17 protein-coding genes are annotated in these 19783 nt (G+C 44.5%); 13 read left to right on the top strand and 4 right to left on the bottom strand.

Annotated features, from left to right (window positions below):
- Entirely contained in the window at positions 1–768 is a 768-nt protein-coding gene (locus tag MTF70_RS17925) for a lysophospholipid acyltransferase family protein (RefSeq protein WP_005388305.1), read from the bottom strand.
- Positions 765–1493, bottom strand: coding sequence for a beta-ketoacyl synthase chain length factor (locus MTF70_RS17920; protein WP_017819930.1), 729 nt, complete (start codon positions 1491–1493; stop codon positions 765–767). Before MTF70_RS17920 ends, MTF70_RS17925 begins: the two co-directional genes overlap by 4 nt.
- A gap of 76 nt (positions 1494–1569) precedes the next feature.
- Here MTF70_RS17920 and MTF70_RS17915 point away from each other — a divergent pair, with 76 nt between their 5' ends.
- The 13 genes from MTF70_RS17915 (at position 1570) to MTF70_RS17855 (ending at position 18148) form a co-directional block, all read left to right on the top strand.
- Positions 1570–1968, top strand: coding sequence for a hypothetical protein (locus tag MTF70_RS17915; RefSeq protein WP_205460866.1), 399 nt, complete (start codon positions 1570–1572; stop codon positions 1966–1968).
- 27 nt (positions 1969–1995) lie between these two features.
- Entirely contained in the window at positions 1996–3063 is a 1068-nt protein-coding gene (locus MTF70_RS17910; protein ID WP_005388297.1) for a class I SAM-dependent methyltransferase, read from the top strand.
- Between the two features lie 7 nt (positions 3064–3070).
- Positions 3071–4315 (top strand): NAD(P)/FAD-dependent oxidoreductase, encoded by a 1245-nt coding sequence (locus tag MTF70_RS17905; protein ID WP_205460867.1) that lies wholly within the window; start codon positions 3071–3073, stop codon positions 4313–4315.
- 210 nt (positions 4316–4525) lie between these two features.
- Entirely contained in the window at positions 4526–5266 is a 741-nt protein-coding gene (locus tag MTF70_RS17900; protein WP_205460868.1) for a transglycosylase SLT domain-containing protein, read from the top strand.
- Between the two features lie 99 nt (positions 5267–5365).
- Positions 5366–6574, top strand: coding sequence for a DEAD/DEAH box helicase (locus MTF70_RS17895; RefSeq protein WP_205460869.1), 1209 nt, complete (start codon positions 5366–5368; stop codon positions 6572–6574).
- A gap of 250 nt (positions 6575–6824) precedes the next feature.
- A complete protein-coding gene (locus MTF70_RS17890) occupies positions 6825–7487 on the top strand; it encodes a TrkA family potassium uptake protein (RefSeq protein WP_064353720.1) in 663 nt (220 codons plus the stop codon).
- Positions 7484–8851, top strand: a complete 1368-nt coding sequence (locus MTF70_RS17885; RefSeq protein WP_025766961.1) for a TrkH family potassium uptake protein — start codon at positions 7484–7486, stop codon at positions 8849–8851. Before MTF70_RS17890 ends, MTF70_RS17885 begins: the two co-directional genes overlap by 4 nt.
- A gap of 360 nt (positions 8852–9211) precedes the next feature.
- Positions 9212–12196 (top strand): M6 family metalloprotease domain-containing protein, encoded by a 2985-nt coding sequence (locus MTF70_RS17880; protein ID WP_248394186.1) that lies wholly within the window; start codon positions 9212–9214, stop codon positions 12194–12196.
- 172 nt (positions 12197–12368) lie between these two features.
- On the top strand, positions 12369–13181 hold the full coding sequence (locus MTF70_RS17875; protein ID WP_205460871.1) for a sugar transporter: 813 nt from the start codon (positions 12369–12371) through the stop codon (positions 13179–13181).
- Positions 13182–13357: 176 nt separating this feature from the next.
- Entirely contained in the window at positions 13358–14827 is a 1470-nt protein-coding gene (locus MTF70_RS17870; protein WP_171344883.1) for a protein adenylyltransferase SelO, read from the top strand.
- A 212-nt stretch (positions 14828–15039) separates the two neighbouring features.
- A complete protein-coding gene (locus MTF70_RS17865) occupies positions 15040–16038 on the top strand; it encodes a TRAP transporter substrate-binding protein (protein ID WP_017634784.1) in 999 nt (332 codons plus the stop codon).
- A 70-nt stretch (positions 16039–16108) separates the two neighbouring features.
- Entirely contained in the window at positions 16109–16783 is a 675-nt protein-coding gene (locus MTF70_RS17860; RefSeq protein WP_005384308.1) for a TRAP transporter small permease, read from the top strand.
- Positions 16784–16786: 3 nt separating this feature from the next.
- On the top strand, positions 16787–18148 hold the full coding sequence (locus MTF70_RS17855; RefSeq protein WP_005382255.1) for a TRAP transporter large permease: 1362 nt from the start codon (positions 16787–16789) through the stop codon (positions 18146–18148).
- A gap of 33 nt (positions 18149–18181) precedes the next feature.
- Here the strand turns inward: MTF70_RS17855 and MTF70_RS17850 are convergent, their stop codons facing one another.
- The gene (locus tag MTF70_RS17850) at positions 18182–18364 is read right to left on the bottom strand and encodes a hypothetical protein (RefSeq protein WP_080276915.1); all 183 of its coding nucleotides are present in this window, start codon (positions 18362–18364) and stop codon (positions 18182–18184) included.
- Between the two features lie 78 nt (positions 18365–18442).
- Entirely contained in the window at positions 18443–19780 is a 1338-nt protein-coding gene (locus MTF70_RS17845; RefSeq protein WP_017819922.1) for a sigma-54 dependent transcriptional regulator, read from the bottom strand.
- Positions 19781–19783 lie beyond the last annotated feature (3 nt).

Here is a 19783-nt window from a genome sequence, read left to right as displayed (position 1 = left end):
TTAATAAAAGTTTTCTGGAAAAATGTTTTCAGCTAGGTGCTGTTGTAAGCGTCGCGCCGCTATTGTCGGCGACGTAGTTTGCTTTATAAAGGGGGTAATCTCAACTTTATCCTTAACTTCAACCCTGAAAAAGGGCTTTGTTGCCGGTACTTGATACCATTTTTTCTCTTTTGTGAGGAAACTTGGCGTTACCGTAATATGGACAACTCTTAAATCTCGTTCTGTTCTTACCGCAATTTGTGCTGCACCGCGTTGTAATTTCGGCTCTACACCTGGTGTTGTTCTTGTTCCTTCAGGAAATATAAGCAACACGTTGCCTTTGTTAAATCGTTCATCACAAAGTGCTAATAAATCATCCGGTGCTTCATTGGGAATATATCCGGCTGCTTTTACGATGTGCTTCATAAAAGGATTCGACCATATTGCCGATTTTACTAAACAGTCGCAGCGATTTAATTGTGAAGCAATGAGAACGTAATCGATTAAACTAGGGTGGTTGGCAACAATTAAACAATTACGATCTTGTTGAAGAATATCGGCACCAATAATTTGATAATCGATTGCGCCACTTAGCTTCATCAATTTACAAAATGTGTTGAATGAATATCGAATCGCACCCTGAACTTTATATTCGCGTTCCGTTTGGTCTGAAACAAAAATACGAATGGTCGGAATAACAATGAAACTCAGTACTAAACCACCTAACCCAAATACTGAAAAACAAAATCCTGTTGCTAGCACACGCCAATACTGATTTAAGCGAGTCATTTTTTGTGCCATTCCCAAGCTTGTTGCGGAGCGAAAATAGTCCACTGGCTTTTATCTAACAAGTATTGTTGCAAAAATACTAAACCTTGAGGAAGAGGATGACCGGAACGTTCTGCGTTTATGGAGCTTTGTATCGCGAACTTGTCTCCATGAGAAAGTATTAAGCCAAGTCCAAACCCTTGGTATTGTTGGTTTTCATATTCTAAATAAGAGTCAGGCATAGGCTCATCAAAATCAACAAGCAGTACTTTTTTGTCAGGATTGTCGGACAAAAACAGCCATGCTTCTAATATTGCGCTTTGGAATGTGTTTTCTGCCGCAGCGATAGAAGTTAGGGGAATGGGTTGTTTAGTTGCGATAGTGGCAAGCCCTGCGGCGGTATTGTGCACCGATTGAGAAAAAGCCATCGGAGACGCCTCTTCTCCATTAATTATATCTTCAACTAGTGCGACGCTGCGATGCAGTTCACCATGACGGCTTGAAAATACAAGGTAATCAACTTGATGTTGATTAAGCATTTCGATTGCAGTTTGTACCGCCAGTTTACTGAGTGGGCTCATTCTTCTGCGCATCATCGCAGGAATATTTGCAACATTGATTTTGCCATCTTCTGGCCATTTTATCTCTGTTGCCCATTGTTTCCATTCATTGGATTCGGATAAACCGAATGAATTCGCTGTCCACGCATCAATATTGAACGAAATGTTGATCTTCGAGTTTGGCATATTGGGTTAAATTGTTTATTTTACAGCTCGATACAAATTGGGGTTGACCCAAATTCACAATAAAAAGGAAATTATCATGTCGCGTTTTAAGCTGTATGTCTCGTTATTATTAACTTTGCTTCTTGTTGGTTGTGGACGAGTACAACCTGTAATGAATGTGGAGGATACTCCAGTTGCTTATGATCTTCAAAATAAACAAGTAAAAATGGCCATAGTGCAATCAGCAACTAACCGAGGCTGGACGATCGAAGAAGTAAGCCCTGGTGTTCTTATTGCAAAAATCCACGTTCGTAACCACTCTGCAGAAGTAAAAATCCCATACAATAATAAATATTACTCAATTATTTATCTCAACTCAGTAAATCTCAAAGCAAGTGATGGCAAAATCCACCGCAATTACAATCGTTGGGTAAACAACTTGAATGTTGATATTCAGCGAGCTATTGCATTGTTGGGCAATCACTCTCAACAATAAAACTATTAATTGCAGTTAGGTTTTTCCGTGTTAAATCAAAATAATGACCCTTTTAATGCTTTTGAAGCGAAGACAGAAGCTCAGAAGTTATCTTTTGCACCAATCGTGTTCCAGACCGCCAAAACGCTTCGAGATTTAGGTATTTTAGCCGCTTTAGACAGCGCTGGCGCTCAAGGCATGAGTGCCACAGATATTGCCGAGAAAACGGGAGTATCAGAATATGGTGTTAAAGTACTGTTGGATATGGCGATTAGTGCGCATATTGTTTTATGGGAACGACCTAACTATTCGCTTGCAAACCTTGGTTTTTACCTTCTTCATGATGGTATGACGAATGCAAACATGGATTTTACGGCAGATGTTTGTTACGCCGCGATGATGCATTTGACGGAAGCAATTCAAGAAGGTAAACCGTCTGGTTTGAAAGAGTTGGGCAATTGGGAGACCATTTATCAAGGTCTATCGACGTTACCAGAACAAGCCAAACAGAGCTGGTTTAAGTTCGATCATTTCTATTCGGATCGCTCGTTCCCACTTCTGCTTAAAGAAGTATTTGCAAGCAAGCCAAAGCATCTTGTGGATATTGGCGGAAATACGGGAAAATGGGCGATTCAGTGTTGTAAACATGACCCTGACGTTCAAGTGACGATTGTTGATTTACCACAGCAATTAGAAGTAGCGATGAAGAATGTTTCAGAAAACCAGTTCGTCGAGCGTGTACGTCCATACCCTGCAAACATGCTGGATAAAGCACAAACATTGCCTGGACACGCTGACGTATGGTGGATGAGCCAGTTCTTGGATTGCTTTTCCCCAATTGAGATCCTCAATATCCTTAAAAAAGTTAAAGCCCAGTTAACGAAGGGAGATACTATTTACGTATTGGAGCTGTTTTGGGATGCTCAAAAATACGCGGGAGCTTCCTATAGTCTTAATGCCACTTCTCTTTATTTTACCTGTTTAGCTAACGGTAATAGTCGCTTTTATCGCAGTGATGATTTCTTAGAAATTGTCGAAGCGGCAGGTTTATCTGTCGTTGAAAGAACCGACAATATTGGCCTTGGTCATACCTTATTAAAACTACAAGCAAACTAAATTCAGAATGAAAACAGAGCTCAAGCAAGTTGTTGTCGTAGGAGCGGGGCCATCAGGTTCAACCGTTTCTGCGTTATTAAAATCGCGTGGCATAGATGTTGTTGTCTTAGAAAAAGCGACTTTTCCACGTTTTTCCATAGGAGAAAGCCTACTCCCTGCATGTATGGAAGTTGTTGAACAAGCAGGAATGACCAATGCAGTAAAGCAGTTTGGCTTCCAGTATAAAGATGGTGCTGCATTTCGTCGTAATGGCGTATACACCCAGTTCGACTTTACAAACAAATACACGCCAGGACCGGGCACGACGTTTCAGGTTCAACGTGCCAGCTTTGATAAAGTATTGGCAGATAGCGCTGAAGAGCAAGGCGTAGAGATTCGCTATCAGCATGAACTGCTCAATCTAGTGTTTGAAGGGAAAAAGTCTCGATTAGAAGTGCTCGACTCAAATAAGAAGGCTTATCAAATCGAAGCAGATTTTGTGTTGGATGCAAGTGGCTTTGGGCGTGTTTTGCCACGCTTGTTGGAGCTAGAAGAACCTTCTTGTCTTCCGCCTAGAAAAGCGATCTTTACCCATATCGAAGATCATATCTCTCCCCAAGAGCCGGAATACGATCGCAACAAAATTTTAATTTCAGTTCATCCTGAAAATCACGACGTATGGTACTGGCTAATCCCATTCTCTAATGGTACTTGTTCGTTTGGTGTGGTGGGTGAGCCAGAATTTTTCGAACAATACCCAGAAGATAAGATTGCAGCGTTGCAGCAGTTAGCCAATGAAGAGCCGGGTTTGGCTGCTTTATTGCGAAATGCGAATTACCCGAATCCAGCAGGCGAGTTGGGTGGCTATTCTGCTAACGTCAAACGTTTAGCGACAGAGCACTACGCGTTGCTTGGTAATGCTGGTGAGTTTCTTGATCCTGTATTTTCATCGGGTGTCACTATCGCCATGAAATCGGCAGAGTTTGCAGCGGACTGCGTGGTTCGTCAGCTGAATGGTGAAAAGGTTGATTGGCAAGAAGAGTACTCGCAACGCTTAATGGTGGGAGTGAACACATTCCGCACTTATGTGGAAGGCTGGTACAACGGCACGTTGCAAGATGTGATTTTCTATCAAAACCCGAACCCACGTATTAAACAGATGATTAGTGCGATTTTGGCTGGATATGCTTGGGATACGAATAATCCTTACGTAAAACAAAGTGAGCAGCGTTTGTCGACGCTTGCAGAACTGGTTCGGGAAGCTGAACTGTAAGAATATACATTCGCTTATCCGAGAATCAGTAAACCTAGGTCTTACCAAAAAATTAGTAAGACCTTTTTAATGCCTCTTTACTTTTACTTCTAGCGTGTTGGAGACACATTGACCACTTACATCGGTGTGTATCGAATTTGAGAATTTTTATGGTGACATTGATCACATCTAGAATTCCTGTTGCTGATATTTATATTAAATTTGTAGGAAATGGATTACATTCTGGGAGTGTTCCCTACATCCGGCTTCGTTGTGAAAACGGTTTATAAGCAACTGTATAAGTTAGTAAAGTTCCAAAAACTACACCAAAAAAAAGACAAGTTTCTTACCAAATCAATTCGCTTGGTGAGTTCGAGCCAACGACTACGCCAAACGCTTCCTCTACTTTCTAAAATTGTCGAAGAACATGACGCATCAACGGTCTCTTCGATTGCAGATCCCGAGAACGCGGTAGCGTGGGGAGGTAAAGTTTCTCCAGAGTTCAAATCTAAAGTCATCCGTATTAGTAAAGAGCTAAAGATCAATCCTAATCATCTTATGGCGTGCATGGCATTTGAAACTGCTGAAACTTTCAGTCCAAGCATCAAAAATGGTTCCGGAAGCGGGGCTACAGGGTTAATTCAATTTATGCCCTCTACCGCAGAGTCATTAGGAGTGAACACAAAGACTCTTGCGAGAATGAGCGCGCTTGAACAACTTGACTATGTGAAAGCGTACTATTGGCCCTATCGAAATAAAATTAATAGCTTAGAAGATGCTTACATGGCCATTCTCTACCCTGCTGCGATTGGTAAACCGCCGTCTTTCGTTTTGTTCAGACAAGGCTCAATTGCCTATCGACAGAATGCAGGTATCGACCGCCACAAAACGGGGAAAATCACGCTTAATGATGTTTCCTACAAAGTGAGGAAAAAATTAGAAAAAGGTTTGCAGCCCAATTTCATGGGCTAAGATTGTGTCATGTTCCTAGTTTTTCGCGCATGAATCCTTCTGTTACTTCACGGGGATTCTGATACACTACGCGCCCATTTCCTCTGTTGAGACCTTTCTATGCCATTTTCTAAGCTTGGTTTAAGCGCATCGATTGCTGATGCAGTAAAAGCGCTAGGTTATGAAAAACCCACTTCTATCCAACAAAAAGCCATTCCAATCGTATTGCGTGGCCGCAATTTAATTGCAGCAGCGCAAACGGGCACAGGTAAAACGGCCAGTTTTGTTCTGCCAATCTTAGAAAAGCTTAGTCGAGGCGAAACGCAACGTAAAAAACGCGCTCGTGCGATTATCCTAACGCCAACACGCGAACTTGCGCTTCAGGTTCATCAAAGTATTGAAGCTTATGGTAAAAACTTACCATTACGCTCAATGGCGATGTTTGGTGGTGTGGATTATGCACCACAAAAACAAGCCTTGATCGAGGGTGTCGATATTGTGGTAAGCACGCCTGGGCGCTTGATTGATCTGTACGGTCAACGCGCGATTCACTTTGATGAAGTGGAAATGCTAGTGCTTGATGAAGCCGACAAAATGTTGGATATGGGATTCATCGATGCGATCGACAAAATCGTCGACTGTATGCCAGAACATGTGCAAAGTTTGCTGTTCTCAGCGACGTTATCTAACCCTGTTCGTGACTTGGCGAAAAATGCGATTATTGCTCCTGAAGAGATCACGATTGCAAAGCACAGTGCCTCAAAATCAAATATTAAACAGTGGATCACGACCGTCGATAAAGACATGAAGTCGTCGCTGTTAAGTCACTTGCTTAAAGAAAATGACTGGTCGCAAGTACTGGTATTTATTGAAACTAAACACGGCGCAGCCAAACTGGTAAGCCAACTTGAGAAACGTGGCATTGTGGCAGAAGCATTCCACAGTGGCCGTAATCAGCGTGTTCGCCAGGAATTAATAGAAAAGTTTAAAGCGGGTGAAATCCAGTACTTAGTCGCAACCGGCGTTGCTGCGCGCGGTATTGATATTGATAATCTGCCAGTTGTCATCAACTACGATTTACCTTACCCAGCGGATGAGTATGTACATCGTATTGGTCGTACAGGTCGTGCCGGCGCGAAAGGTGAGGCGATATCACTGGTTTCAAAAGACGACTTTAAGAACCTCTGCATGATTGAAAGTCGTTTAGGGCACTTGCTAGAGCGAGTGGAAATTGAAGGTTTTGCGCCAAGAAAGCCAGTACCAATTTCAATTTTAAATTACGTGCCTAAGAATAAACGTAAACCGCACGATAAGCGCGAATCAAAATAGCCAGTTTATCCCATGATCTAAAAGCCGCATTCTTGCGGCTTTTTGCGTTTTAAGGCATCCAATTATGTAGCCATCGCGACGGTTTCTATTCGGTAATGAGGAAAAAAGTTAATCAGTATCATACGCTTAACACGTAAAGTGAATCAAGGTGCGTTAAGCTTTTGTCAATTATCTGTCCGCAGGTTTGCACAAGGTAAGGAATGGGCGCAAACTTTTTTGCTTGCTAATGAATGCATAAGATGGGGCACAAATGAAAACAGGTGATAAGCAATTCGCCGTTATTGGTCTTGGCCGATTTGGTTTGGCAGTGTGTAAAGAGTTACAAGATTCAGGCGCTCAAGTTTTAGCCGTTGACATCAACGAAGACAGAGTTAAAGAAGCCGCCAGTTTTGTTAGTCAGGCGGTTGTGGCTAACTGTACTCACGAAGAGACGGTTGCTGAGCTCAAACTTGATGATTACGACATGGTGATGATTGCCATCGGAGCGGATGTCAATGCCAGTATTCTTGCGACATTGATTGCTAAAGAGGCGGGAGTAAAGTCAGTATGGGTTAAAGCCAACGACCGCTTCCAAGCTCGTGTTCTGCAAAAAATTGGCGCAGACCACATTATCATGCCTGAGCGTGACATGGGGATACGTGTCGCGCGTAAAATGCTCGATAAACGGGTTCTTGAGTTCCACCCATTAGGCAGTGGCTTAGCTATGACGGAGTTTGTGATTGGCTCTCGTTGGATGGGTAAGACACTAAGTGATTTGGCTCTGTGCAAAGTCGATGGCGTGCAAGTGCTAGGGTTTAAACGGGGCCCAGAAATTACCAAGGCACCTGACCTTAATACCGCACTAGAAATTGGTGACCTAATTATTGTGGTCGGCCCTCAAGATGCGCTCGCAAATAAATTAAAATCGCTATGACGTATTTTCATCAGAAAGGTGTTTTTTACGCACCAGATGGTAAACAAGAGAAAGCGAAAGGCAATGAACCGCGAATTATATTGCTCAGTTTTCTCGGTGTTTTACTGCCTTCTGCGGTATTGCTAACCTTGCCAGTATTTTCTGTTACGGGCCTGTCGATAACGGATGCTTTGTTTACCGCAACGTCCGCTATTAGTGTGACAGGGCTTGGTGTTGTCGATACTGGGCAACACTTTACGCTTGCGGGTAAAATCTTGCTGATGTTTTTAATGCAAATCGGTGGGTTGGGGCAGATGACTTTGTCGGCGGTCTTACTCTATATGTTCGGCGTGCGTTTGAGTTTGCGTCAACAAGCGCTGGCGAAAGAAGCATTAGGGCAAGATCGGCAAGTCAATCTAAACCGACTAGTAAAGCGGATTGTTGTTTTCGCGCTTGTTGCAGAAACGGTCGGGTTTATTTTTCTCTCTATCCGCTGGGTCCCTGAAATGGGCTGGCAGACTGGTATGTTTTACGCCTTGTTTCATGCAATTTCTGCATTTAACAACGCTGGGTTCGCGCTGTTTTCTGACAGTATGATGAGCTTTGTGAATGATCCGTTGGTTATCTTTACACTGGCGGGGCTATTCATTTTTGGCGGGCTTGGTTTTACTGTTGTGGGTGACATCTGGCTAAACTGGCGCAAAGGTTTCCACTTTTTGCATCTTCACACCAAAATCATGCTGATTGCGACACCGATATTGCTCTTAGTCGGAACGATGATGTTTTGGTTACTTGAGCGAAGCAACCCAAACACAATGGCGTCTTTACCTGCAACAGGGCAATGGTTGGCGGCATTCTTTCAATCTGCGAGTGCGCGAACGGCAGGGTTTAATAGTGTTGACTTGGCGTTGTTTACCCAGCCGGCCTTACTGGTCATGATTGTTCTGATGTTAATTGGAGCGGGTTCCACCTCAACGGGGGGCGGTATTAAAGTTTCCACATTTGCTGTTGCGTTTATGGCTACGTGGACCTTTTTACGCCAAAAGAAACATGTGGTTATGTTTAAGCGAACCATAAATTGGCAAACTGTGACTAAGTCATTGGCAATTATCGTTGTGAGCGGAGCCATCCTGACAAGCGCAATGTTTTTATTGATGCTTACCGAGAAGGCCAGCTTTGATAAAGTTATGTTTGAAACCATTTCCGCATTTGCCACAGTGGGGCTCACCGCCGGTTTGACTGCGGAACTTTCTGAACCAGGTAAATACATTATGATCGTGGTGATGATCATTGGTCGTATTGGGCCGCTCACGCTTGCCTACATGTTGGCACGTCCTGAACCTACCTTGGTCAAATACCCAGAAGACGCCGTTCTTACAGGTTAATATAGCGTTAAACAATGGCTGCGCGACCATTACGAGCATTGATTAATAGCAGTGCTCGTACATTTATAGAATATGTGGAATGTTGCCCAATTTTACCTACAAATTCGTAGAAGTTCATTTCTTCTTCCTTTCGTTTCGATACTATTCATTCACTCAATTTATATTCTCAGAAGCTACGCTCATAACAGCGTTTTGGAATCCGACGCTTTTGTAGTGTGACACCAAACTACGTCGTGTTATCTGAGCGAATTGATACCAGCCTTCGTCAATAGTCACTCAGCTTTACTCTATGCCCATAGGGTTACTTTGTGTTTGTTGTGCTTGGTATTAATTAACGAATCGAAAAGATGGAGTCGTACTTTGAAATTCAACACACTCGCCATGGCTATGTTAACTGCGCTTCTTGCAGGGAAGAGCATGGCAACTACTCCGCCATCACCGGTTTGGCATACTATTGCGTTGAGCGATGGTAGCTCCAGTGAGGCAATTCTACGTGGAACGGCAGATTTCCACTGGTTTGAAGATAAGCAGGGCAATGCCTTACTTCAGGAAGACGGCGTTTGGTTTTTCGCGCAGATTCAGCGCGAGTCAGACACGCCAATATTGATCTCGACAGGTGTGGTGAAAACGCAGTCGAGTGAGCCACCTGAGTCGGCGAGGTTTCGCTCGGATTTACAAGTTAAACCGCAATTATCTTCTCTAAAAACCATTGAACCGATGGCACGAAAAAACCTACTGCGTTCGGCGCAAGGTTACCAGGCGATGAGCAGTTCAACGGTGAAGCAGCAGCCCCTATTGGTTGTGCAAGTTTCGTTTGATGACCAAGCAATGGTGCATGATTTTGAGCAACGCGTATTTAATACCAATGGTCAAAGCGTTGTGGATTACTTTGATAAAAACTCTCAAGGTAAATTCAAAGTTGTTCCTGCACTTGAGAGTTACGGCACCGCCAATGACGGTGTGATAGATGTGACTGTGGCACAAAGCCACCCTAACTGTCACTCTAGTTCGACTGATAAGACATGCACCGCCAAGTTGAATGCGGTTTTCACCGAGGCTTATCAAAAACTGGATCCATACTTTAATCTTTCGGCCTACGACAGCAATCAAAATGGTACCGTAGAACCGTCAGAACTCTCTGTCATGTTTATTTTTGCGGGGGGCGATCGTTCAACAGGGGTTCTCAACCGTCCTACTATTTGGCCGCACAAATTCTCTCACGATGATGTCACACTAGATGGTAAAAAGATCACAGACTATTGTGTGTTCGCTGACTATCAAGTTGATCATCAAGCGACCTTGGGCGTGATCGTACACGAGCTTGGCCACTTAATGCTTGGCTTACCGGATTTGTACGCAAGGAACAGTGATGCCTCGATCGGCTCTTGGGGCGTGATGGGTGGCGGTTCATGGGCGCAGAAACCGGGAGATTCATACGCTGGCGACACTCCGGTGAACATGAGTGCATGGAGCAAACACGCTGCTGGTTTTGTTGTACCAACGGTAACTCATGAAAGTCCAGCGCCTATTTCTGTGAACAACGACGATGTCAAGCTGGTGTATCTCGACCCGTACTTGAAAGAGTTTGGTCCACGTATTTACTTGGAAAATCGCACCTTTAGCGGTTACGACCGAGCATTGGCGGCTGAAGGTATTCTAGCGACGTCGGTTAATGTCCAGAACCGCTTTAATGATGTTGGCGCGATGCAGGTTCAAATCATGCAGGCTGATGGTCTGAATGAGTTAGAAAATGATGGTAGGAGTGACGCTGACGATTTATACCCTAATGGTGGCAATGTCATTTCAGATACATCGACCCCGGGTCTGAGAACGATCACAGGGTTTGATACTGGGGTTCGTATTTCCAACATTGCCAGCAACACCAACGGTGGTAGCTTTTCTCTTGAGCATACAAACGAACCAAATAAATCAGCATGGCTGAACTCTCTTCATCAAGGTTATGTGTACGCGAGTGGGAGTAACACTCTGGCGGTGTCACTGGACTTGAATAGTGATACAGAGCTTGATGGCCTTCAACTTTACGCGCAAAGAGATAGCGCTCAAAGTGACATGACTTATCGAGTTTGGCGATTCCCATTTTCTGGAAACATTGGCTATCGATTAATATTGAATCAAAACAACGCTGAGCTTTTACAACAAGGTAACTTCCAAAAGTCATCTCGAATTTTATTCCCCCAATCAAGCCAATTGAGTGCGGGTCAGCACTTATTGGTCGTTGAATTGGAAGGCGGTCAATTTGATGCAAACTTTGACTTCGGCCGCTTGCTAAAAACTGAAAAAGCCTCCCTACCTGTAATGTGGACTGGTGATTACAGTGAGATTGGCACGTTTGGTCTAGAAAAAGCCGGGTTCTCTTATATTCCGTTTGCAGCATTATTAAATGTGGATGCGAGCAACTTGGTTGAAGCGAAATCTGATTCGTTACAAACCAATAAAAATACGCCAATCAAACTGAACCTGATGGACAATGATTTCATGGCGGTAGGGTATCAGTTCAATGTGGACATTGTGCAGAAGCCTGAGCACGGCACCATCTCTGGCAACCAGTACCAACCTGAAGCTAACTTCGTTGGTCTGGACACTTTCCAATATCGTTTGTTGTCGGTTGATGGTGCGTACTCATCTTCAATCGTGAATGTGCAGGTGGAAGTGCTTGGCAGCAACGAAGCGCCAGTGGCCGTGATTGATGTTGATAATAAAGACATGACGGTTGGGCAGCGAGTCACGTTGTCTGCGTTAAATAGTACGGATGCTGATGGTGATGTGTTGAGTTATAAATGGGAGCAGTTGGCTGGCACTTCAGTTTCTCTTGGCAATGCAACCAGTGTTAGCACAAGCTTTACGGTGCCTCAAGGTGCAAAAGCGGGTGAGGTTCTGACATTCCGTTTAACCGTGACTGATCCTAGTAATGAAACGTCCAGTGCTACCGTCGATTTAACCATGAAAAACGCAGCGCCACTTACGCTTCCAGATACGGCGACCGTTGCCGTTGGTGAAAGTATTCTGATTGATGCAGCGAGCAATGATTCGGATGTGAACGGCGATAAACTGGTTGTAGAAAGCGTACAGAACGTAACGGGTGTGGGAAGTGCGAGTGTAGAGAATGGTAAAATCCGTTTTCAAGCACCGGATAGCCCTACTGACGGCATCAAGCTGCAATATACGGTTTCAGATGGTCATGGTGCCACTGCTACGGGGGAAGTTATCGTGACGGTTGTTGCTTCTTTGAAGACAACGACATTCAAGAACTCTGAAGGTAGCGGCAGTGTTTCTTATTGGGCTTTGATGTTGCTTGCAACATTAGGCTGGCGACGTCGGGTCTAAAACGGTATTGAATTGCGGTATAAGCCACTCACATTGAGTGGCTTATTTTTTATCTGATCTATTTTGGTTTCGTTCTCATTGTCTTATGAGATGTGTTTCTCATTATTTTTAAAGCGATTTTTCTACTCTGCGGTTACCCTAGGGGCCGATTTTTATGAACTAAGGATGTTATATGTCTACCGAGGGCTTTTCTGTTTCGGAAATATGCCGAGAAGCGGCAGTGATGGTCAGAAGGAATCTACTCGCAATTGTTATTGCTTGTATTCCGTTGATTATCGTGCACTCAATTTTTGCTTTTATGTATCCTGAAATGACGGGGCAAGATCAAGCGAACGTTCAAGAAGGCAATGTCGCAGGGTTTTATTTCGTCACAATTATTTTGTACCCACTTGTTGCCGCTATGGCGGCTGTGCGTATGCATCGAATTTATTTAGTCGGTGATTACATGCACTCTGCGTTGGATGTATTTCGTTTGTCAGCTCGAGAATTCCGTTTCATAGGCTGGTGGATACTGTTTGGACTGATGATGATGCTCGTTATTGGTATCCCGATCTTTGTGTTGTCGTTTATCTACATTGCAGAAAGTGGTGAAGCTGACTTTGTTGCTATGGCTATTATCACAACGATTGCAAGCATTCCTGGCTATTGGGTAATGGCGCGATGGTCATTTGTGTTGCCAGCGACTGCAATGGATCATCAGCCGCGCAGTTTGCGTCGTTCGTGGAACCAGAGCAGACCATACAACAAACAAGTATTCATTTTGATGGGACTAATTCCATTGGGTGCGGGCTTGCTCAGTCAGCTGATCTTTAGCCACTTTACGAATCTCTTTATGTTGAGCCTCGTCGGTGTGGCCTATGGTATTTTTGGCGCGTACCAGCTGGCATTGTTATCGTTGAGCTATAAAACGGTAGTGGATATCGAACGCGCTCGTTTTGATACGACATCACAGCCACCAAAAACGGGTGAAGAATTTTCCGCTTAACCCTTTGATCGTTTTTACATGCTACCTCCGTTTAGGAGACGGTCTGCGGCAGGTTGATACCTTCCTGCCGCCTTCGCGTTATTCACGCAAAATACCCATGCCCATTTCATGGCTGAATGACAGGGACATTCACACGTATACTCACAACAGTACTTCTTTTTATTAAGGAACCCTACATGTCCATTTGGCAACGGGTCAATTTCACCCATCGCTTTAGTCAATTACCGTCAGCGTTCTATACGTTGGTCGAGCCACAACCCTTGGACAACACTCGCTGGGTCGCTTGGAATGGTGAGTTTGCACAGCAGTTTGGTTTACCAGCAGAGCAAAACGATGAGTTATTGGCGGTTTTTTCTGGGCTAAGTGAATTCGAACAATTTCGTCCTCTTGCGATGAAATATGCAGGCCATCAGTTTGGCGTTTACAACCCAGATTTGGGCGATGGACGTGGATTACTGTTGGCAGAAATTGAGCATCAGGATGGTACTTGGTTTGATCTTCACCTCAAAGGTGCAGGGCTAACGCCTTACTCGCGAATGGGAGATGGGCGAGCGGTATTACGCTCAACTATCCGTGAGTACTTGTGCAGTGAAGCCATGGCGGGCCTTGGGGTTCCCACGACACGTGCTCTCGGTATGATGGTCAGTGATACACCTGTTTATCGAGAAAAAACGGAATCGGGCGCTTTGTTACTTCGAATGGCTGAAACCCATGTTCGATTCGGTCACTTTGAGCATTTCTTTTACACCAACCAGTTAGCAGAGCAGAAGCTGTTGGCGGATAAGGTGATTGAGTGGCACTTTGCTGATTGTGCATCGGCGGAGAAACCATATGCCGCGATGTTTGACGCCATCGTGACTAAAACAGCCGAGATGATCGCATATTGGCAAGCTTTTGGTTTTGCGCATGGTGTGATGAATACCGATAACATGTCAATTCTTGGGCAAACTTTTGATTATGGTCCGTTTGGCTTTCTTGATGATTATGAGCCGGGATACATTTGTAATCATTCAGACTACCAGGGTCGTTACGCATTTGATCAACAGCCTAGAATTGCGCTTTGGAACCTGTCAGCACTGGCGCATGCGCTATCGCCACTCGTTGAACGAGAAGATTTAGAATCGTCGTTGAGTCAATTTGAAGTTCATTTAAGCCAGCAGTTCAGCCGCCTCATGCGTGAGAAGTTGGGCTTAAAAACCAAGATAGCGGAAGACGGGCGTTTGTTTGAAGCTATGTTTGAGCTTCTTCACCAGAACAAAACGGACTACACTCGCTTCTTCAGAACACTTTCAAACCTTGATAATGCGCCTTCCCAAGCCGTAATCGATTTATTTCTCGACCGAGAAGCTGCGCGAGCTTGGCTTGATCTGTACTTAGCTCGGTGTGAGCTAGAGGTTGATGAACTAGGGGGCCTGATTTCAACCGAACAGCGTTGCAAACAGATGCGTCAAGCCAATCCCAAATACATCTTGCGTAACTACTTGGCTCAGTTGGCGATTGATAAAGCGGAAGAAGGGGACTTTAGCGAATTACACCGATTGGCCGAACTGTTAAAACGCCCATTTGATGATCAACCCGAGTTTGATGATTACGCGAAATTGCCACCGGAATGGGGGAAGAAAATGGAGATAAGCTGTTCTTCATAAATGGGTCATTTTCCACCCATTTGTATCTTTTTCTTGGGTGGAATTCACTCGTTACACTTCGGATTCATGTTAATGGGCTATGTTAGTTTATTGAAATACATATAAATTTTAACATGGTCCATTAATTGCTCTTTGTTGAACATCCGTACCCATCGCCTAGCACCTAGTTACTCATGGACGGGATGGGATGTGATTCAACAAGGAGAATAATAATGTTTAAGCCTCTAACTCTACTATCTGTCTCTGCACTTGCTGTTACCAGTTTTAATGCTGCCGCAAATTGTGACCCGGGTGAAACGGTCATCAAGTTTAGCCATGTAACGAATGCGGACAAACACCCTAAAGGCATCGCGGCTTCGTTACTTGAAAAGCGCGTCAACGAAGAGATGAACGGTAAAGTCTGTATGCAGGTGTTTCCTAACTCAACACTTTATGATGATGACAAAGTGTTGGAAGCGCTACTGAATGGTGATGTTCAACTCGCTGCTCCTTCTCTTTCTAAGTTTGAGAAATTCACCAAGAAGTACCGCCTTTTCGATCTCCCTTTCTTGTTCGATGATGTCGACGCGGTTGACCGTTTCCAAAACTCGGAAGCGGGTGAAAAGCTGAAAAACTCAATGAAACGTCGTGGCCTACAAGGCATTGCGTTTTGGCATAACGGCATGAAGCAAATGTCAGCCAACAAGCCGCTCATTTCTCCAACTGATGCTGAAGGACTTAAGTTCCGTGTTCAAGCGTCTGATGTACTCGTTGCTCAGTTTGAGCAGCTAGGTGCTAACCCACAAAAAATGTCGTTCAAAGAAGTTTACGGCGGCTTGCAAACTAAGGTTATTGATGGTCAAGAAAATACTTGGTCAAACATTTACGGCAAAAAATTCTTCGAAGTTCAAGATGGCATTACGGAAACGAACCACGGAATTCTGGATTACTTAGTTGTGACGTCAAACGACTTCTGGAAAAACTTACCAGATGATCAGCGCGAGCAGTTAAACACCATTATTCAAGAGGTAACTGCGCAGCGTAATGCTGAGTCAACCAAAGTAAACCTTGCGAATAAGAACAATATCATCGAAGCCGGTGGTGTGGTTCGTACTCTAACGCCAGAACAGCGCCAAGAATGGGTCACTGCACTTCAACCAGTATGGAAGAAGTTCGAAAAAGACATTGGTTCTGACCTAATCGAAGCCGCTTTGGCGTCTAACCAAAAATAATAACCCCTAGCACATTTAGCCCTCTCAAACTGAGGGGGCTCTTTCCCCCTACAGACGACGTGATGTAATTATGGAACAGACTTTTTTTGCCAAGGCTGGACGAATCACCGATGCCATTGAAGAGACTTTGATTGCTTTCTTCTTGGGTGCCATGACCTTGCTGACCTTTGCCAATGTCATCTTTCGTTATGTCTTTAACGACAATATTCTTTGGGCGCTTGAGCTCACCGTTTTCATGTTCGCATGGATGGTGTTGGTTGGCGCATCTTATGGTGTGAAAAAACACTTTCACATTGGTGTCGATGTCATTATTAACATCGTTCCGGAAGGTAAACGAAAAGCCCTGGCGCTTTTTGCTGCAATGTGTTGCTTAGCCTTCTCTATTTTGCTGTTAATTGGCGCTTGGAACTACTGGTATCCGTTCGCTACTGACCGAGCGTGGTATGAAACGGACGATATTCCGATGCCTGAAATACTCCAGTTCATGGCCGACTGGTTAAATGAGGGAGAGCGTTATGAAAAGCTGCCACGTTTTATTCCTTACTTCGCTTTGCCACTTGGAATGGCGCTACTAACGTTTAGATTTGTTCAAGTCACGTGGCAAATCGCTACTGGTAAGCTCGATCGCTTGATTGCAGGACATGAAGCGGAGGAAGAGCTCGAATCTCTTAAAGCTGAGATGAGTGACGCTGAAGACGTAATGGCTCCAAAGGCCTCGCAAGACGCTAAAAACAAGGAGCAATAAGCCATGGATATCTTATTTCTATTTTTGATGGTAATTGGCTTTATGCTGGTTGGCGTGCCAATTGCTATTTCGCTGGGCCTTTCCAGTGTTCTTTTTCTTTTAATGCATTCGGATGCCTCTTTAGCGTCAGTTGCTCAAACGCTGTTTAATGCATTCGCGGGCCACTACACGCTATTGGCTATTCCATTCTTTATATTGGCTTCAAGCTTTATGTCGACGGGTGGCGTAGCAAAGCGGATCATTCGTTTCGCCATTGCCATTGTAGGCTGGTTCCGCGGCGGTTTGGCGATGGCTTCGGTTGTCGCGTGTATGATGTTTGCCGCGTTGTCAGGTTCCTCACCTGCAACGGTTGTTGCCATAGGTAGTATTGTTATCGCAGGTATGATCAAAAACGGTTACTCAAAAGAGTTTGCCTCTGGGGTAATTTGTAACGCAGGTACGCTAGGGATTTTGATCCCACCTTCGATTGTGATGGTGGTGTATGCAGCCGCAACAGATGTGTCAGTTGGACGTATGTTCCTTGGTGGTGTGATTCCCGGTTTGCTGGCGGGTGTCATGTTGATGATCGCGATTTACATTGCCGCGAGAATCAAGAACCTTCCAAAACAGCCTTTTGTCGGTTGGAAAGAAACCTTTGATGCCGCCAAGGATGCAAGCTGGGGCTTGTTGTTGGTCGTCATCATTCTTGGTGGTATCTATGGCGGTATCTTTACGCCGACAGAAGCCGCTGCGGTTGCTGCTGTGTACTCATTCTTTATTGCTAACTTTGTATACAAAGACATGGGGCCATTTGCAGACAAGAAAAACACTAAACCTGCGCTCGTTAAAATCTTCCAAACCTTTGTTCATAAAGACACGAAACACACCCTGTATGAAGCGGGCAAACTCACCATCATGCTGCTGTTCATCATTGCTAATGCCTTAATTTTGAAGCATGTTTTAACGGAAGAACGCATCCCGCAAATGATCACCGAGTCGATGCTCTCGGCTGGTCTCGGACCCATCACTTTCTTGATTGTGGTGAACGTCTTGTTGTTGATTGGTGGTCAGTTCATGGAGCCATCAGGCTTGTTGATCATTGTTGCGCCGCTCGTGTTCCCAATTGCGATTGCATTAGGCATAGACCCAATTCATTTGGGCATAATGATGGTGGTGAATATGGAGATAGGAATGATAACGCCGCCCGTGGGTCTTAACTTATTTGTGACCGCTGGTGTTGCCAAAATGTCGATGATGAACGTAGTGAAGGCAGCATTACCTTGGGTTGGAGTGATGTTCTTATTCCTAATTATCGTCACATATGTACCATGGGTATCGACTTGGTTGCCTACTACCTTGATGGGGCCGGAGATCATTACCAAGTAATGGAAGCCAGAAAGTAGAAAGAGGTGTGAGAATTCACACCTCTTCATCTATTGATTTGTAACAAGTTTTGCGCGGGTCTGAATTAATTCGACGTTCATAGTGTCGCCACCTCTTTTTATTTTTACGACGCTCTTCACCGAGTCTTCTCTCTTCTTGATAGCAACCGTCTACGAGCACGGTATCTGTAACAATCGGTATTCTCACTTTTTCGTTCATATCTGTAACAACCATGATAAACCTGTTGTTAAAAATTATGATTCAAGTTGAATATAATGCCAATTATCTGAACGTGTTTTATTTGTAAAGGTCTTTATTTATTTGGTAACGCTGCATCTTGTCGTAAAGGGTTTTTCTTGGCACATTTAATTGGCACATTGTCTGTTTAATACTACCGTTGTTTTCTAATAAAGCGCCTTCAATGGCTGCTCTCTCAAACTCCGCCACTTGCTCTGCAAGGCTTGAGGAAGACTTAGCAACTGGGTTCGACTCTCCCAACTGAATTAACTTACCCAATAGTACAAAACGTTCTGCAGCATTTCTGAGTTCTCGAACATTACCAGGCCAGTCATGGCTCATCAGTTGCGCTAGATCTTGGGGTGACAAACTAGGTGAGCTTTTGCCATAACGTGAAGCTGCTACCAACAGAAAGTGGTGAAAGAGGGCGGGAATGTCTTCTTTTCGTTCGCGTAGTGGCGGGAGATCCAAGGTCACGACATTGAGCCGATAATAGAGGTCCTGACGGAAAGTACCTTCTTCAGCTGCGTGTTTTAAATCGACCTTTGTTGCGGCAATCACTCGAATATCTAAAGGCAATAATTCATTGGAACCGACACGCTCAATCACGCGCTCTTGTAATACCCTCAATAAACGAATTTGGGCTTGGATAGGCATCGACTCGATCTCATCCAAGAAAAGTGTGCCGCCTTGTGCAAACTCAAATTTACCGATACGACGGCTTTCGGCGCCAGTGAATGCGCCTTTTTCATGGCCGTAGAGTTCACTCTCAATTAAGTTCTCTGGAACCGCTCCACAATTTACGGCGACAAAGTTTTGGTTCCGGCGAGAGCTTTGCTCATGTAAAGAGCGAGCGATTAACTCTTTCCCTGTACCGGTCTCACCAAACAATAAAATATCGGCGTCGGTATCGGCGATTTGGGTGATGGTCTCTCGTAATATTTGGATGCTAGAGGTTTCACCAATAACTCGTGGACCAAGGGTTTTACTGGCTTTAAGTGACAGGCGCAGTTTTTCATTTTCATTGGTTAGTTTGCGCTTCTCAATCGCCCGCTTAACCGTTTCAACCAAATGTTCTGGCGCAAAAGGTTTCTCAATAAAGTCGTAAGCGCCTTGATGAAGGGCTTGCACAGCCATGGAAATATCACCGTGTCCCGTGATCATGATGACGGGTAAGTTTGCATCGCGTTGAGTCAAAGTTGTCAGCATATCCATACCAGAAATGCCCGGCAAACAGATATCAGTGACCACGACGCCAGCTTCTTCTCCTTGCTGCATCGCTATTAAAGCCGATTCTGCATCCACAAAAAACTTGGCGTCGATATCCGCCAGTTCAAAGGTCTGTTCTATAGCGAGTCTGAGATCGGCCTCATCATCAATAAAAAACACCTGACACATGAT

It is taken from the genome of Vibrio sp. 2CM40D, assembly GCF_023161825.1.
GTDB lineage: Bacteria > Pseudomonadota > Gammaproteobacteria > Enterobacterales > Vibrionaceae > Vibrio > Vibrio alginolyticus.
This window is presented reverse-complemented; position numbering and strand designations above follow the sequence as displayed.

What these genes read in the sequence shown, in the direction of transcription:
- MTF70_RS17925 (WP_005388305.1), bottom strand. Translation starts at nt 768, where the DNA reads ATGACTCGCTTAAATCAGTATTGGCGTGTGCTAGCAACAGGATTTTGT.
- MTF70_RS17920 (WP_017819930.1), bottom strand. Translation starts at nt 1,493, where the DNA reads ATGCCAAACTCGAAGATCAACATTTCGTTCAATATTGATGCGTGGACA.
- MTF70_RS17915 (WP_205460866.1), top strand. Translation starts at nt 1,570, where the DNA reads ATGTCGCGTTTTAAGCTGTATGTCTCGTTATTATTAACTTTGCTTCTT.
- MTF70_RS17905 (WP_205460867.1), top strand. Translation starts at nt 3,071, where the DNA reads ATGAAAACAGAGCTCAAGCAAGTTGTTGTCGTAGGAGCGGGGCCATCA.
- MTF70_RS17900 (WP_205460868.1), top strand. Translation starts at nt 4,526, where the DNA reads ATGGATTACATTCTGGGAGTGTTCCCTACATCCGGCTTCGTTGTGAAA.
- MTF70_RS17895 (WP_205460869.1), top strand. Translation starts at nt 5,366, where the DNA reads ATGCCATTTTCTAAGCTTGGTTTAAGCGCATCGATTGCTGATGCAGTA.
- MTF70_RS17890 (WP_064353720.1), top strand. Translation starts at nt 6,825, where the DNA reads ATGAAAACAGGTGATAAGCAATTCGCCGTTATTGGTCTTGGCCGATTT.
- MTF70_RS17885 (WP_025766961.1), top strand. Translation starts at nt 7,484, where the DNA reads ATGACGTATTTTCATCAGAAAGGTGTTTTTTACGCACCAGATGGTAAA.
- MTF70_RS17875 (WP_205460871.1), top strand. Translation starts at nt 12,369, where the DNA reads ATGTCTACCGAGGGCTTTTCTGTTTCGGAAATATGCCGAGAAGCGGCA.
- MTF70_RS17870 (WP_171344883.1), top strand. Translation starts at nt 13,358, where the DNA reads ATGTCCATTTGGCAACGGGTCAATTTCACCCATCGCTTTAGTCAATTA.
- MTF70_RS17865 (WP_017634784.1), top strand. Translation starts at nt 15,040, where the DNA reads ATGTTTAAGCCTCTAACTCTACTATCTGTCTCTGCACTTGCTGTTACC.
- MTF70_RS17860 (WP_005384308.1), top strand. Translation starts at nt 16,109, where the DNA reads ATGGAACAGACTTTTTTTGCCAAGGCTGGACGAATCACCGATGCCATT.
- MTF70_RS17855 (WP_005382255.1), top strand. Translation starts at nt 16,787, where the DNA reads ATGGATATCTTATTTCTATTTTTGATGGTAATTGGCTTTATGCTGGTT.
- MTF70_RS17850 (WP_080276915.1), bottom strand. Translation starts at nt 18,364, where the DNA reads ATGAACGAAAAAGTGAGAATACCGATTGTTACAGATACCGTGCTCGTA.
- MTF70_RS17845 (WP_017819922.1), bottom strand. Translation starts at nt 19,780, where the DNA reads ATGTGTCAGGTGTTTTTTATTGATGATGAGGCCGATCTCAGACTCGCT.